A 14,484-nucleotide genomic window follows, 5' to 3' on the forward strand; every position below is an offset into this window, starting at 1 on the left:
CCCGGGGGGCCGGGGGGGGGCGCCCCCCCCCCCCCCCCCGCGGCCCCCCCCCCCCCCCCCCCCCCCCCCCCCCCCCCCCCCCCGGCACGTCCGATATCCGCTTTTACTCCACGTTCGTGTACTGGCCGACGATCGCCGCGGCGTCGCCGCCGAGGCTGACCGCGACGCCGACGTTCACCGGCACGACCGTGGTGACGTCGACGAGGCTGGTGGCCTCGCGGCGGGGCAGCAGCTCGGCCGACTGCCCGGCCAGCTCCAGTTCGTTCATGTCTTCTCCTCCTAGGTGGTGCCCGGCCGCGCGCCGACGGTTTTCCCCGGCGCGCGACCGGGAACTCGGTCAGGACAGGTCAGTCCTTCTGGCCGAGGTCGATGTCCTGGTTGGCGAGCGCCACGGCGTTGCACTCGCCGCTGATGGCGACCGCGGTGTTGGTGGCGTAGACGTCGGCCCAGTTCAGGCTGCCCAGGGCCTCGCGAGCGGGCAGCAGCTCCGCACAGGTCTCGAAGTTCACGATGTGCTCCAGATGTAGAGATGAGTGGAAGACGGCCGCGGCGGCGTCGCCGCGGGAGGTGACCCCGATATCCCCCATCGGGGTCACCAGGGCGGTCCGCAGGAGGACCGGGTCAGGTGGCTGGATCAGCCTTCCTGGCCGAGGTCGATGTCCTGGTTCGCGATCGCGACGGCGTCGCCCTCGCCGCTGATGGCGACCGCGGTGTTGGTCGCGTACAGGTCGGCGAAGTTGAACGAACCGAGGGCCTCGCGCGTCGGCAGCAGCTCGGCGGACAGTTCCAGCTCGGAGATCTCGAAAACGTTCACGGTCGTACTCCTCATCGAGTTGACGAACTTTCGAACCGCGGCCTCTTGCGCCGCTGGCCGGAAGTACGCCAGACCCGGCGTCACCGACCCGTCACCCGCCCGTCACGGTGCGCGCCGGGCACTCGCGTGGGCGACCGGTGGGGCCCGGCCCGTCACCTGGGGTGAAACCGCCCGTTGCGCAGGGGGAAGGGCGCCCCGGGGCCGGACGCGGAACGACCCGGCGACCGATGTGGTCGCCGGGTCGGGTGAATCGGGGCGGATCTTGCGGGTGGGGGCTCCCGCGCGGCGTCAGCTCGGCGCGGCGCCCGCTTCGCCGTCGGCGTCGAGGCCGTGCTCGATGGCGTAGCGGGCCAGCTCGACCCGGTTGTGCAGCTGCAGCTTGCGCAGCGTGGACTGCACGTGGTTCTCCACGGTGCGGTGCGAGATGACCAGCTTGTTCGCGATCTGCCGCGCGGTGAGCCCCTTCGCCACCTGCCGCAGCACCTCGGTCTCCCGGTCGGTGAGCTGCGGGGCCTGCGATTCGGCGCCCGGTGACACCGCCATCCGCCGGTACTCGCCCAGCACCAGCCCGGCCAGGCCGGCGGTGAACACGGCGTCCCCGGCCGCGGTGCGGCGCACGGCGTCGACCAGCTCGTCCACCGAGGCGGACTTGACCAGGTAGCCGGAGGCGCCCGCCTTCACCGCCTCCAGCACGTCGCTGTGCTCCCCGCTCGCGGACAGCACCAGCACCCGGGTCCCGGGGATCTCCTGGGTGATCTGCCGGGACGCGTCGACGCCGGAGGTGTCGCCGAGGTTCAGGTCCATCAGGACCACGTCCGGGCGCACGGTGCGCGCGATCCGCAGCGCGGACACCGCGTCCCCGCTGGTCGCGCGGATCTCGAAGCCGCGTTCGGCGAGATCTCGCGAAACCCCGTCGCGCCACATCGGGTGGTCGTCGACCACCATCACCGACACGTGCGGCTCGGTCATCCTTCTCCTCCTCCGCGCGGTGCCGGGTCGGCATCCCGGTCGTCCGATCGGTCCGGGTCCGCGGCGGGCGCCGTCCGCCGGGGGAACATCTTCTCGGCCACCGATCTCGCGCGTCCGCCCGCCCCCGCCGGGGCCGGGTGCGGATGCGGTAACCGGATCTCCCACTCGGTGCCTTCTCCCGGGGTGGTGTCCAGGGAGATCGTGCCGCCCAGGTGCCGGACGCGGCCGCGGATGGACTGGGCCACGCCCATCCGGCCTTCCGCGGCGGCTTCGGCCAGCCTGCCCGCGGCGATGCCCGGGCCGTCGTCCCGGACGCTGATCACGATCTCGTCCGGCAGCTCTTCGAGCAAGACCCAAGCGCGGGCATCCGGGCCCGCGTGCCGGTCCACGTTCTCCAGCGCCTCCCGCACGATCAGCAGCACGTCGGAGCCCATCGGCTCGGGCAGCCGCACGTCGGTGGCGGGGACGGACACCTGCACCTTGCCGGTGCGCAGCACCTGGAGCCGGGCGACGAGGTCCACCTCGCCCTCCGCGTCGTGCTCGGGCGGAGCGGTGGCGACCAGCGAGCGGAGCGCGATCTCCTGCTCCCCGGCGAGCCGGGCGAGTTCGGCGGCCTCCCCGCCGAGCTCGACGCCGCGGTTGCGCACCCGCGCCAGCACCTGCAGCACGCTGTCGTGGATGGAGCGGGCGAGCCGTTCCCGCTCGGCGGTCGCGGCCTCGGCGCGCAGCGCCTGGCTGAGCCGCTCGGTGGAGCGGCGGGCGGTGTCCGCGGCCAGCCCGAACAGCAGGCCCGCCCCGATCAGCAGCACCGCGTCCTGGAACATCAGCGGCGCGTAGACGTCCCGGATCGCGAAGTTGATCAGGGCGGAGACCGCGCCGGAGATCCCGCCGCCGATCCAGCCCCACTGCACGCCGGCCAGCGTCACCATCGACGGCTGCCACATGGTGATGACCGACGGCGCCAGTTGCCGCATCTGCTCTTCGGTCATGATCAGCTCGTTGCCGAGGAACAGCACCGAGATCAGCACCTGGTCCGCGAGCACCAGCGCGTTCGTCCGGCCCTCCCGCCGCCGGAACCGCCACACGGTGAACACGGTCCAGCCGATCATGACGAGGATCTCGACGACCGCGAGGGCCGGGCGCTGGTAGGCGGGGAACTGGATCGCGAACCACAGCACCGCGTACCCGAGTCCTACGGAGCGGAAGAAGTTGTGCGCGCGCCACAACGGCGAGCGCCCATCGGCCACCCGGACGCCTTGCGGCGCGGTGTTCTTCGACATCACGGCTGTTCCCTCCCGATCGACCATCCTGCCGTACCGATCGAGTTGCGTGAGCCGACGATCGGTGAACACGCTCGGTGTTTGTCATCACCGAGCGGATCTACCCGAATGGACCTGAGAGCCGGGTTTCCACGGTTGATCTAGTTGTGCCAGGCTCGGGAGTAGTAACCGATCCGGTACTTGGCTGCAGTGGGGCACCGCCATTCGCGCGTTTCCGGAAAAGTCGATCGGATCAATGACCGCTCGCCCGTCCGGGCGAGGAAGAGACGTGAGGAATCATGGCGCCGTGGCCCTTGTGGCGGCTCCGGGCACCCGCACTGATCCACGTGCTGCTCACCCAGGCCGCCGCCATCGGCCTGGTCCTCCCGGTGGTGCTGCTGAACTCGCCGCCGACGCGCACCGAGTGGTTCCGGTTCGGCATGCTCGGCGGCACCGCGGCCGCCGTCATCATCGCGACCTCGGTGACCATCCACCTGCGCAGCGGCGTGCGCCGGGACCCGTGGACCGTGCACATCGCCTACCTGGCGGCCGGTGGGCTCGTGCTGCCGCCGAACCTGCTGGTGCTGCTGCTGCTCGGCCCGGCGCTGCACGGGGTGCTGGAGGCGCGGCCCGATCCGCACCGCTGGCTGTTCGTCACCGCCTCCACGACGTTGGCGGTGTTCGCGGCCCGCTGGGTCATCGGCTGGGAGGACCCCCGGTGGGATCCGGCGTTGATCGTGCTCGCGGGGACGACGCTGCTGGCGGTGCGGGCGCTGCTGGTGGGGATCGGGCTGCGGCTGCGCGACCCGGGGGCGCCGCGCGAGGACGTGGTGGGCGAGCCGATCGACGTGCTGCTGGGCATCGTGGCGGCCTGCTTCGGCGGTGTGCTGGGGATGGCGGTGCTGCGCGAGCCGGAGGTCGCGGTGCTGGGCGCGCCGATGCTGGCGCTGCTGGACCTGGCGGGGCAGCTGCCGCACTGGCGGCGGTCGGCGCAGCGCGACGGCAAGACCGGGTTGGCGAACGCGCTGCACTGGGACCGGATGGCGCGGATGGAGCTGCGGCGGGCGTGCGCGCGGGACCGCGGTGCCGCGCTGCTGCTGCTCGACCTGGACCACTTCAAGCGGGTCAACGACGAGGTGGGGCACCTCGCGGGGGACGCGGTGCTGGCGGCGGTCGCGGTGATGCTGCGGGACAGCGTGCGCAAGGAGGACTTGGTGGGCCGGTTCGGCGGGGAGGAGTTCGTGGTGCTGCTCCCGCACGCGTGCCCGGAGGTGGCGCACGCGGTGGCCGAGCGGATCCGGTTGTCGGTGGCCGCGTTGTCGGTGCCGACCCGGGACACCATGGGGCGGCCGCGCGAGCTGACCGGCGTGACGGTGAGCGTCGGGGTATCGACCACCGCACGGTTCGGCTACGAGCTGCCCGATCTGCTGGTGGCCGCGGATGCGGCGCTGCTGACGGCGAAATCGTCGGGGCGGAATGCGGTGACGTTCGCCTGATCTCGGCTTTCGCGCACCATTCGCGAGCGGATTTCGGGGCGGTCCTCCGGAACGGGTCCGGGCCGGCGGGATGCACCCCTTTCCGGCCCGGACTCGTTTCGATTTTCGATCGTTCGCTCCCGATCAGCGGGAATCGGAATCGGGACCAGCCGAATCCGCGGGACCACCGGCCGAGGATTTCCCGGACCCGCCGTCGGAACGGCGTTCCGCACCGGACTCACCGGCGTCGTCCCGCTCCGCGCCGTCGGCCGCGGAATCCGGAGCCGGTGGTTCGGCCTCGTGCGGATCCGTCGCCTCCACCGGCGTCGACTCGTCCTCGCCTGCCGTCAGCGAGCGGATCGCCGAATTCAGCACCGCCACCACCGGAACCGCCAGCAGCGCGCCGACGATCCCGCCGAGCACCACGCCCGCGCTGATCGCCAGCACCACGGCCAGCGCGTGCACCTGCACCGCGCGGCCCAGCAGCAGCGGCTGCAGGATGTGGCCCTCCACCTGCTGGACCAGCAGCACGACCAGCACCACCAGCAGCGCGTTCACCCAGCCGCTGGTCACCAGCGCCACCAGCACCGCCACCGAACCGGAGGCCACCGCGCCGACGATCGGCACGAACCCGCCGAGGAACACCAGCGCCGACAGCGGCAGCGCCAGCGGCACCCCGATGAGCGTCAACCCGATGCCGATGCCGACCGCGTCGGCGACCGCCACCAGCGCCGTCGCCCGCACGTACCCGACCAGCGAGGCGAACCCGCGGATCCCGGCCACGTCCACCCGGCCCCGCACGTGCGAGGGCACCAGGCCGATCAGGAACAGCCACACCCGGCGGCCGTCGTGCAAGAAGAAGATCAGCGTGAACAGCGCCAGCACCAGGCCGGTGAGGAAGTTGCCGAACGTGGACGCCGTGGACAGCGCACCGCTGGTCAGCGCCGCCTGGTTCTCCTGCAACCAGCGGGCGGCCTGCCCCAGGTACTCGTCGATCTGCTCCTCGCGCAGGTGCAGCGGCCCCTGCAGCAACCAGCCCCGGATCTGCCCGAGGCTGCGCAGGATCTCCCGCTGCAGCTCGGGGAAGCCGTTGATGAACGCGTTGATCACGAAGGTCAGCACGCCGCCGACCAGCGCCAGCCCGCCGACGAGCACCACCGCCGTCGCGATCGCCCGCGGCACCTTCCGCCGCGCCAGCCAGGACACCGCCGGGGCGAGCAGCGCCGCCAGCAGCAGTGCGATGGCCACCGGGATGACCACGACGTAGAGCCTGCCCAACGCCAGGCTCAGCACGTACAACATGCCGAGCACGACCAGCAGGCGCCAGCACACGGCCGCCGTGACTCGCAGTACCCGCGGCACGTGGGCGGCGGCATCATCCGGTGGTGCGATCTTCGCGTTGCTCACCACGCCACCGTAGCCGCGACGAGGTCGTTCTCGGTGCGGTCGGCGCAATCCGGGCGCCGAGCGGATTTGTCACCCGATCCGGGGGTGTTGGGCGAGATCGCTAGGTCCGCGCTCCGCCTGCTGACAGAGTGCCCGTCGGCAGTGCACGTCGATCAAGCCGCCGAACGGCGCAACCGCGCCGGTCGAACGGAGGGTCGCTAGCGGACATGCAGCCCCGACGGAAAGTGGAACCGGACCAGCAGATGTCGGACAGCCTCCGAACAGCAGGCGGTGGCCGCGGATGGCGGCTGCTGGCCCGCACGCTGGTCGTCGCCGGAGCGGCGGCCGCGGGGAGTTCGGTCGGCTGGTTCGCCGGGAACGCCGGTGCGGACCCCGCGCTGGTCGACCTGCCCGCGGCGTCCGGAGGCGCCCACGAGTCCACATCGGACCGCGTCGCCGACCTCGTGCCCGACCTGCCCGCCGACCCCGCCGCGGCACCGGAACACCGCACCGCGGCACCGGAACACCGCGCCGCCGCACCGGAACACCGCACCGACCCGCCGGAGCGCGCGGACGACCTGCCGAGGCCGGTCCGCCAGGTGGGCACCGTCGTGCACCACATCGCCGAACCGCTGGCCCGCGCCGCGGAACCCGCGAGCGAGCCGGACGCCGCGAGCGAGCCGGACGCCGCGCCGCGACCTGACGAGTCCGAAGTGGACGCGCCGGACCCCGCCACCGATCCCGGCCAGTTCTCCCTCGCCGACCTCGCACCGCAGCACCTCGTCGGCCGCGTGGCGGAGGCGGAGCCGGTGTCGACCGCGCTGCACGGCGCGGGATCGCTGCTGCGCCCGGTGCGCGGCGCGCTCGTCCCGGAACCCGGGGCCGACCGGCCCGCACCGCTGGAGGGGTTGACCCGGCCGGTCGCCGACGGGCTCGGCAAGCTCACCGCCCCGCTGTGGCACGGCGTCAGCCCGGGCGCTCCCGCGCCGTCCGCACCTCCCGCGCCGCTGCCGGCTCCCGGGCCGGCGCCTGCCGAGCCGCGGCTCCCGGACCCGCCGGCTCCGACGGCCGGGGCGCTGCCCGCACCCGCGAACCCCGCGGCGGCGCCCGCCACCGGTTCCGCGGTGTTCACCGCGCACGGCACGAGCGAGGTGGCCGCCGCGCCCGCCGCGCCCGGCCACCGCGCACCGTGGTCGCCGGGCAAGGCCGTCACCACGCCGCCCGCCACCGGCACCGCCGGGCACACCTCCGACGGCAGCGGCGGGAACGGCGGCGTCGGCATGACCCGGCCGCTGCCCGCCGCCGCGGCCGGCCTCACCGCGCTGCGCTCGGCCGGCCGGACCGCCGACTCCGCGCTCAACGGCACCTCCGCGCCGTCCCCCGGCACCACCCCGGACTGAGCGAGCGCCGCGGCGATCCGCTCGCCGCGCTCCGAAGCGCACTCGTCCCAACGCCGCCGGACTGTGGTCAACGTCCGATGACGGCACCTCTCGAAACCATTGCTTTCCCCGCCCGAACGGGGAAATATCCGAAGGAGACCGCATGCAGACTTGGGCGAAGCGCGGCGTGCGTGCCGCGCTGGTCACCGGTGGTGTGCTGGCCGTGGGAACCACGATGGCCGCGGCCGAAGGCACCGGCCCGTCCGGAGACGGGGACCACGGCAGCCTGGGCACCCGGTACGACAGGTCACCAGCCGATCCGGAACGGGGAGGTTCCGTGCCGCCCGCGTTCGACGCCGACGACGCCCGGCCGCAGCTGGCGCACTCGTTCGCGGCGCACCGGAACGCCGACACCGGCCGCTACCGGGCGCTGGTGCTGACCGGGAAGATCGACCCGGTGCGCGACCTGCTCCCCGCCGTCGAGCACGACATGACGCAGGAGATCCCGGTCCTGCGCGACCTGGACCCCGCACGGCCGGACATGCAGCTCGCGGGCTGGGTCGGCGATCCGGCGACCGCGCGGCCCGCACCGGGCGACGGGCGGCACAGCCTCCGCCGCGGCGCCGAGGTGCGCACCCCGGCCGAAGGCTTCCACCGCTCGCTGAGCTGGGCGGGTCCGATCGGCGACATCGTCCGCGGCGGCCACGGCCACCCGGCCGAGGCGAAGGTGCCGGAGGTGACCGGCGAGCTGATCATCCCGCTGGTCGACCCGGCGACGGTGGACCCCGAGGACGGCATCGTCGCCCTGTGGGGCGGCGCGCTCGGCGGGGACGGGGCGGAGCGGGCGGCGCCCGCGGCTCTCGGTGCCGGACTGCTCGACTCGGCCGACGTCGACCTCACCTCCGGTGAGCTGCCCGGCCCGGACGTCCGGCTGCACGAGGTCCCGCCCTCGCTGCTCGTGGTCGCCCTGGCCGAGGCCCCGCACGTGCCCGCCGCCCGCTCCGAGCAGGTGGCGCTGCAGGTGCCCGGCGAGCATCAGGACCACCCGCAGGTGCCGCCGGCGCTGTCCGGGCCGCTCGTGCTGGCGCGCGACGGCGAACCGGTGCAGGTCCCGATGCCGCTCGGCGGCGAGCTGACCGCGTTCGGCGGCGGGCAGCTCACCGGCCCCACCGCGGGCAGGCTCACCGAGGCGCTGGGCGAGCTCGGCCCGCGGGCCGACGACCGGCCGACCGTGTCGTTCCTGGCCGCGGTCCCCCGGTTCAGCGCGACCCCGGAGGACGTGCCGGTGCGGGTGGACGTGCTCGACGAGCTGGACGCGACCACCCCGGAGCGGGACCGGATCCTGGCCAGCCCGCTGCCGCCGGAGCCGCGGGCCGCCGAACCGGTGGGCATCGAGCTGCCGGCCCTCGGCGCGCCCCCGTCGATCAACGCGGCGCAGGGGCACACCATCCCGATCCCGGGCCTCGCGGCCCAGCCGCGCGCGGGCAGGTCAGGCGGGGGTGGAGGAGATCTGCGGTTCGTCGGGTTCCGCGGTCCGCCTCCCGAGCCGGTGGGAGCGCCACAAGCCGTAGGCGTAGTAGGCCAGCAGCGCCAGCCCCAGGTACACGTACGCGTTGCCGACGAGGTGCTCCAGCGGGTTCCAGTGCAGTTCCCGGCCCTTGCCCTGCGGCACCTTCCACATCGGTCCGAGCGTGCACAGCGACGCCGCCAGCCCGGCGATCATCAGCAGCCCCCAGTCGGAGCGGCGCACCGCGGCTCCCGCCAGCAGCACCACCGCCGGGATCGCCCACACCCAGTGGTGCGACCAGGAGATCGGCGAGATCAGCAGCGACAGCAGTCCGTTGAGCGTCACCGCCATCGGCAGGTCCCGCTGCCGCAGCGCGTGCAGCATGCCCGCGACGGCCAGCGCCAGCACCAGCAGCGTCACCACGACGAGCACCATCGTCACGTTCCCGACGCCGAGCTTCGTCAGCGCCGAGCGCAGCGACTGGTTGCCCGCGTACACCGAGGCGTTGCCGGTGAAGGTGGGGCCGAAGGACACGTTGCCGGTGGCCATCACCTCCTGCGTCCAGTACTTCTTCGTGCCTTCGAAGGCGAGCACGAGTCCGATGAGGGCGGTCCCGGCGAAGCCGAGCGCCGCCATCGCGATCGGCTTGAAGTCCTTGCGCAGCAGGAAGAACAGCAGGAACGCGGCCGGGGTGAGCTTGATCCCGGCGGCGATGCCGATCAGCAGCCCGCGCGGGTACGGCACCTTCTGCCCCGGCCCGGTGCGCCACAGGCAGTCCACCGCGACCAGCGCCATCAGCACCAGGTTGATCTGCGCGTAGGTCAGCGTCTCCAGCACCGGTTCGGACAGCGTCGCCAGCGGCAGCACCACGCCGGTCCACAGCACGACCCGGTCCCGCTGCCCGCGCAGGAAGGTGGAGGCGCTGAGCACCAGGTACAGCGTCACCAGCAGCGCCAGGTGCGACACCAGCATGATGATCGACACGGCCGCCATCTTGGAGACCAGCCCGAGCGGCGCGAACAGGATCGCCGCGAACGGCGGGTAGATGAACGGCAGCTTCAGCCCGGACTCGGTCGCGGGCAGCGGGCCGTACATGTCCTTGCCCTGGAGCCAGGCGCGGGCGCCGAGCCGGTAGACCTCGCCGTCGATGTGGTCGTGCGGGCTGATCGTGGAGACCAGCAGCACGGCGAGCAGTTCGGCGACGCCGATGGCGATCAGCAGCCTGCGGTTCTCCCTGGCGAGGTCGCGCATCACCTCGCCGAAGGGTCGTCGCGCCGCGTCATCCGGTCCGCTCACCGCCACGAGGGTCACCGTCCTGGTCATCGATGCGGGGGTGCCGCCGATCTCAGGCGGCCGGGACCCAGCGTAGAGGCAGGCGCTGATCGGGCCGGAGCCCGGCGGAACCGGAGCGGCTCGGAGGGCGCACCGCAGTCGAAGATCATCCGCCTTATGGACGTCTCGTTTCCCGCATCGGGTGGCGCTTCGGGCTTGACCCGGGTAGTTGCTGACGCAGCGTCATTCGCGCTCGGTAAATACCACCATTACGGGTGGTAGTGATGCTCTTGAATTCAGGCCTCTCCGCAGAGGAGAGTCCAATGGACTGCTCCGTTTGGTGGGGAGGAGGGGCCGAATGAGTGTCCTCGACGTGACCGCGCCATCCCAGCTGCCGCCGATCTGGGACGAACTGATCACCGGACTGACCGTGGGCGTGCTGCTCACGGACGAGCGCGGCCAGGTGCTCGCCACCAACGACGTCGCCGCGGACCTCATGCAGCTGACGAAGTCCGATCTGCTCACCGGTGCGCGACCCAGCGGCTGGAAGGTGCGCGACGACACCGGTGCCGCGATGCCGGACTGGTCCGAGCTCGCCGGACAGGTGCTGCGCGCCGGCTCGCCGCTGTCCACCCCGATGGTCGTCGAGCGCGGTGGCCACCCCACCCGGCTGTGGGCGGACTACCACGCGGTGCGCGCGCAGGGGAAGCGCCGGGTGCTGATCCTGCTGCAGGCCGTGCAGACCGACGTCGGGCACAGCCGCGGCCTGCTCGACCCGCTCACCGGGCTCCCGGGCCGGGCGCTGCTGCTGGACCGCCTGGAGCAGTCCCTGGTGCGCGCCCGCACCCGCGGCATGCTCACCACGCTGGTCCTGCTCGACGTGCACCGGCTGGCCGCGTTCAACACCGAGCACGGCTTCGCCCGGGGCGACGAGCTGCTCGGCACCCTCGCGGGCCGGCTGCGGCAGGGCATGTCCGACGAGCACACCGTCGCCCGGTACGGTGGCGACGAGTTCGCGCTGGTCGCCGACCACCCCAACGGCAACGGCGAGGCCATCGCCCAGCAGGCCCGCCGGATGGCCAGCTGGCCGATGCGGATCGGCCCCACCCGGGTCCGGCCGAACCTGCGGGTCTCCTGGGTGACCACCAACGGCAACGCCACCGCGCACGCGGTGCTCTCCCGCGCCGAGCAGCAGCTCCAGCGCTGAACGTCCCCGCCGGGCCGCGGCGGGGGGGGCACGGCGCATCAGCGTTCGACGTCGCCCGAGATGAAGTCCTCGACGGCCTGGTAGGCCTCCGAGTCCGAGTACTGCTCCGGCGGCGACTTCATGAAGTACGAGGACGCGGACAGGATCGGTCCGCCGATGCCGCGGTCCTTCGCGATCTTGGCGGCGCGCAGCGCGTCGATGATGATCCCCGCCGAGTTCGGCGAGTCCCACACCTCCAGCTTGTACTCCAGGTTCAGCGGCACGTCACCGAACGCGCGCCCCTCCAGCCGGATGTAGGCCCACTTGCGGTCGTCCAGCCACGGCACGTAGTCCGAGGGGCCGATGTGCACGTTGCGCTTGCCCAGGTCGCGCTGGACCTGCGAGGTCACCGACTGGGTCTTGGACTTCTTCTTCGACTCGAGCCGCTCGAGCTCCTTCATGTTCAGGAAGTCCATGTTGCCGCCGACGTTGAGCTGCATCGTGCGGTCCACGTGCACGCCGCGGTCCTCGAACAGCTTCGTCAGCACGCGGTGCGTGATGGTGGCGCCGACCTGCGACTTGATGTCGTCGCCGACGATCGGCACGCCGGCCTCGGTGAACTTCGCGGCCCACTCCGGGTCGGAGGCGATGAACACGGGCAGCGCGTTCACGAACGCCACCCCGGCGTCGAGCGCGGCCTGCGCGTAGAACTTGCCCGCGTCGTCGGAGCCCACCGGCAGGTAGGAGACCAGCACGTCGACCTCGGCGTCGCGCAGCGCCTGCGCCACGTCGACCGGCGCCTCGTCGGACTCCTCGATCGTCTCGCGGTAGAAGCGGCCGAGCCCGTCGAGGGTGCGGCCCCGCTGCACGGGAACGCCCAGCGGCGGGACGTCGGCGATCTTGATGGTGTTGTTCTCGCTGGCCACGATGGCCTCGGAGAGATCCCTGCCGACCTTCTTGGCGTCCACGTCGAACGCGGCCACGAACTGCACGTCGCGCACGTGGTACTCGCCGAACTGGACGTGCATCAGGCCGGGGACCCGGGTGTCCGGGTCGGCGTCGGCGTAGTACTGGACGCCCTGCACCAGCGATGCCGCGCAGTTGCCCACGCCGGCGATCGCCACTCGAACCGCGCCCTCGCGGCGGTCTGTGCTCATGGCAGGGTCCTCCTTGTAGGTCATGTGTTGTCCTTCTCCCCGCTCGCCGGTGCCCCGGAGGTCCCGGGGTCGCGCGAGCAGCCGGATCGGCCGGATCAGGCCCGGCCGGGCCGTGGTCTGGAAGTGGCCCGTCGCGCGGACGATGCGCGCGGGTCGTGGGGGGGGGGGGGGGGCGGCCCCCGCCTGGGCAAGCCGACGACCGGTGCCGATCGGTCGCCGCGGGTTCCCGCCACCCGCGACTCCCGGAACGCGCACCGGTGCCCTCCCCGACAACCGCCGGGGAGGCCGCGCTGTTCCCGCGGATCGGGCGGATCCGCCGCGCGGCGCCCGAATCGTCCGATCGGCCTCCGTGGGACCGATCACCTTCCGGCGGTGCGGTCCGGCGAGCGGGGGACGAGCGGCCCGTCCGGTACCGGGACCATCGGCGCCTCCGGGTTTCAAGATCAACCCGGGGTGCGGGCGCGCGGCGGCCGTCCGGTAGAACATCCCGCAGCGAGATCCCCGGCCACCTCGGTCGCCGGAGGGGAGTCGCCGCAGTTCGGGCCCGGTGCACCGGGTGCGCTGCGGGAAGCCGGGCATGGCGAGTTCGCGCATCCGCACCTCCCGCGCTCGAGCCGTCCCCAGCCGTACTTGCCCGAGAAAGGAGTATATCTTCGGCGCTTCCCCGGTCCTCGCAGGTCGAGACCAACCGCGCTGCTCACGACACCGCAGGTCACGCGACGGAAGCGGTCGCTGCCCCTAACGGCGCATGGAGCACCGGCATCGGACACGTACCCTGTTCCTCGTGCGGACCCAACGGCAAGTGGTGGATTACGCGTTGCAGCGCAGGTCGCTGCTCGCGCAGGTCCACTCTGGCCGAGTCGGGGTGATGGAGGTCTGCGACGCGAACCCGTACCTGTTGCGGGCGGCGAAGTACCACGGCGAGCCCAGCGAAGTGACCTGCCCGGTGTGCCGGAAGGAGCCGCTCACGCTGGTCTCGTGGATCTTCGGCGAGGAACTCAAGCACGCATCGGGATCGGCTCGCGGTCCCGATGAGCTGGAACGGTTGGCGGCCTTGTTCGCGGAATTCACCGTGCACGTCGTCGAAGTCTGTCGGACGTGCAGTTGGAACCACCTGGTGCAGTCGTACGTCCTCGGGACCGGTGACTTGAACAACCGCCGCCCCCGGCGCAAGACTGCGGCCGAGTGAACCGGTCGTGAGAACGAGCAGCACCGCCCCGCGCGAAGCGGGGTCACCCCGACGTGAATGCATCACCTGGCGTCGCACGACGCCTGTCCTGGAGGCCAACTCGTGAACGACGAGCGTGACGACCCAGCTCGTGGCCGCCACTCCCGGCAGCCCGAAGGTCGCAATCCCGGTTCCCCCGACGACCGGGCCACGCCCCCCTCGTCCCGGCAGCAGGGTCCGCGTCCGCAGGGCCCCCCGCCTCCGGGCGGCACCCCGCCGGGTGGTCGGCCTGCCGGACCGCCGAACCCCGCGAACCAGCCGCCCGCCGGGCAGCGACCCGGTGCGCAGCAGCGCCCGCCGGGTCCGCCGCCGGGCGCCCCGCCGAACCCGCCGCCGCAGAACCCGGGCCAGCAGGGTCCCGGCCAGCAGGGTCCAGGGCAGCAGCGCGCCGCCGGGCCGCCGCCCGGACCGGGTCAGGGTGCGGGACCGTGGCCCGGGGAGGGGACGCGCCAGCAGCAGCCGCCGGGTCGTCCGCGGCAGGGCGGCGACCAGCCGAACTGGCCGGGCGACGGCCAGCAGCCGCGCGGCGCGGACCAGGACGCCGAGGCGCCCTCCGAGAAGACCGGTGCGTGGGTCCCGTCGTTCGACGACGAGGACGACGCCCCGACCGGGAAGCGCGCCGCCGACTCCGGCGGCGGTCGCAAGCTCGACCTGCCGACCTCGTTCACCCAGGCACCGCCGCCCGCGGCGGACCAGCGCACCCAGCGCCAGCCCGGCCCCGGCCAGCAGGGACCGGGCCAACAGGGAGCCGCGCAGCAGGGCGCCCCCGCGACTCCGGACGAGCAGAGCACCCAGCAGTTCAGGCCGCCGCAGCGTCCCGGCCAGCAGCCCACCCGCCAGGTGCCCCCGCCG

At 73.1% G+C, this 14,484-nt stretch carries 14 protein-coding genes and 1 pseudogene; 5 read left to right on the forward strand and 10 right to left on the reverse strand.

The features are described 5' to 3' along the window. Positions 1 to 103: 103 nt before the first annotated feature. From LCD35_RS28385 to macS, 5 genes are all read right to left on the reverse strand, one after another. A complete protein-coding gene (locus tag LCD35_RS28385) occupies positions 104 to 268 on the reverse strand; it encodes a hypothetical protein (RefSeq protein WP_224957072.1) in 165 nt (54 codons plus the stop codon). A 79-nt stretch (positions 269 to 347) separates the two neighbouring features. Further along, positions 348 to 587 carry a hypothetical protein gene (locus tag LCD35_RS28390; protein WP_224957073.1) on the reverse strand — a complete coding sequence of 80 codons (240 nt, stop codon included), beginning with the start codon at positions 585 to 587 and terminating at the stop codon, positions 348 to 350. Between the two features lie 47 nt (positions 588 to 634). Then, positions 635 to 814: a hypothetical protein gene (locus LCD35_RS28395; protein WP_224957074.1), complete on the reverse strand. Its 180-nt coding sequence runs from the start codon at positions 812 to 814 to the stop codon at positions 635 to 637. Between the two features lie 288 nt (positions 815 to 1,102). Then, entirely contained in the window at positions 1,103 to 1,783 is a 681-nt protein-coding gene (locus LCD35_RS28400; RefSeq protein ID WP_224957075.1) for a response regulator transcription factor, read from the reverse strand. Further along, positions 1,780 to 3,063 carry a MacS family sensor histidine kinase gene (macS, locus tag LCD35_RS28405; protein ID WP_224978363.1) on the reverse strand — a complete coding sequence of 428 codons (1,284 nt, stop codon included), beginning with the start codon at positions 3,061 to 3,063 and terminating at the stop codon, positions 1,780 to 1,782. The genes LCD35_RS28400 and macS overlap by 4 nt, the downstream gene beginning before the upstream one ends. 278 nt (positions 3,064 to 3,341) lie before the next feature. On the opposite strand from macS, the gene LCD35_RS28410 reads away from it, so the two are divergent. Continuing rightward, positions 3,342 to 4,538, forward strand: a complete 1,197-nt coding sequence (locus tag LCD35_RS28410; RefSeq protein ID WP_224957078.1) for a diguanylate cyclase — start codon at positions 3,342 to 3,344, stop codon at positions 4,536 to 4,538. Positions 4,539 to 4,661: 123 nt separating this feature from the next. Here the strand turns inward: LCD35_RS28410 and LCD35_RS28415 are convergent, their stop codons facing one another. Next, entirely contained in the window at positions 4,662 to 5,924 is a 1,263-nt protein-coding gene (locus LCD35_RS28415) for an AI-2E family transporter (protein WP_224957080.1), read from the reverse strand. A gap of 206 nt (positions 5,925 to 6,130) precedes the next feature. On the opposite strand from LCD35_RS28415, the gene LCD35_RS28420 reads away from it, so the two are divergent. Then, the gene (locus LCD35_RS28420; RefSeq protein ID WP_224968423.1) at positions 6,131 to 7,303 is read left to right on the forward strand and encodes a hypothetical protein; all 1,173 of its coding nucleotides are present in this window, start codon (positions 6,131 to 6,133) and stop codon (positions 7,301 to 7,303) included. Between the two features lie 286 nt (positions 7,304 to 7,589). Here the strand turns inward: LCD35_RS28420 and LCD35_RS28425 are convergent, their stop codons facing one another. The 3 genes from LCD35_RS28425 to LCD35_RS28435 all read right to left on the reverse strand — a co-directional run bounded on the left by LCD35_RS28425 (position 7,590) and on the right by LCD35_RS28435 (position 10,085). Next, complete coding sequence (locus LCD35_RS28425) at positions 7,590 to 8,318, reverse strand: hypothetical protein (protein WP_225045224.1); 729 nt, start codon at positions 8,316 to 8,318, stop codon at positions 7,590 to 7,592. Further along, positions 8,318 to 8,674: a hypothetical protein gene (locus LCD35_RS28430; RefSeq protein WP_225045225.1), complete on the reverse strand. Its 357-nt coding sequence runs from the start codon at positions 8,672 to 8,674 to the stop codon at positions 8,318 to 8,320. The genes LCD35_RS28425 and LCD35_RS28430 overlap by 1 nt, the downstream gene beginning before the upstream one ends. A 97-nt stretch (positions 8,675 to 8,771) precedes the next feature. After that, the gene (locus LCD35_RS28435) at positions 8,772 to 10,085 is read right to left on the reverse strand and encodes a glycosyltransferase 87 family protein (RefSeq protein ID WP_225045226.1); all 1,314 of its coding nucleotides are present in this window, start codon (positions 10,083 to 10,085) and stop codon (positions 8,772 to 8,774) included. Positions 10,086 to 10,419: 334 nt separating this feature from the next. Between LCD35_RS28435 and LCD35_RS28440 the strand changes: the two genes are divergently transcribed. After that, positions 10,420 to 11,268: a diguanylate cyclase domain-containing protein gene (locus LCD35_RS28440; protein ID WP_224957085.1), complete on the forward strand. Its 849-nt coding sequence runs from the start codon at positions 10,420 to 10,422 to the stop codon at positions 11,266 to 11,268. Between the two features lie 38 nt (positions 11,269 to 11,306). Here the strand turns inward: LCD35_RS28440 and LCD35_RS28445 are convergent, their stop codons facing one another. Continuing rightward, positions 11,307 to 12,404, reverse strand: a complete 1,098-nt coding sequence (locus LCD35_RS28445) for an inositol-3-phosphate synthase (protein WP_224957086.1) — start codon at positions 12,402 to 12,404, stop codon at positions 11,307 to 11,309. 784 nt (positions 12,405 to 13,188) lie between these two features. Between LCD35_RS28445 and LCD35_RS28450 the strand changes: the two genes are divergently transcribed. After that, positions 13,189 to 13,593 carry a DUF5318 domain-containing protein gene (locus LCD35_RS28450; RefSeq protein ID WP_224957087.1) on the forward strand — a complete coding sequence of 135 codons (405 nt, stop codon included), beginning with the start codon at positions 13,189 to 13,191 and terminating at the stop codon, positions 13,591 to 13,593. Positions 13,594 to 13,695: 102 nt separating this feature from the next. Beyond that, positions 13,696 to 14,484: pseudogene (locus LCD35_RS28455) on the forward strand (hypothetical protein); the annotation flags it as partial.

This window comes from Saccharopolyspora sp. 6V (assembly GCF_020176785.1).
GTDB lineage: Bacteria > Actinomycetota > Actinomycetes > Mycobacteriales > Pseudonocardiaceae > Saccharopolyspora_C > Saccharopolyspora_C gregorii.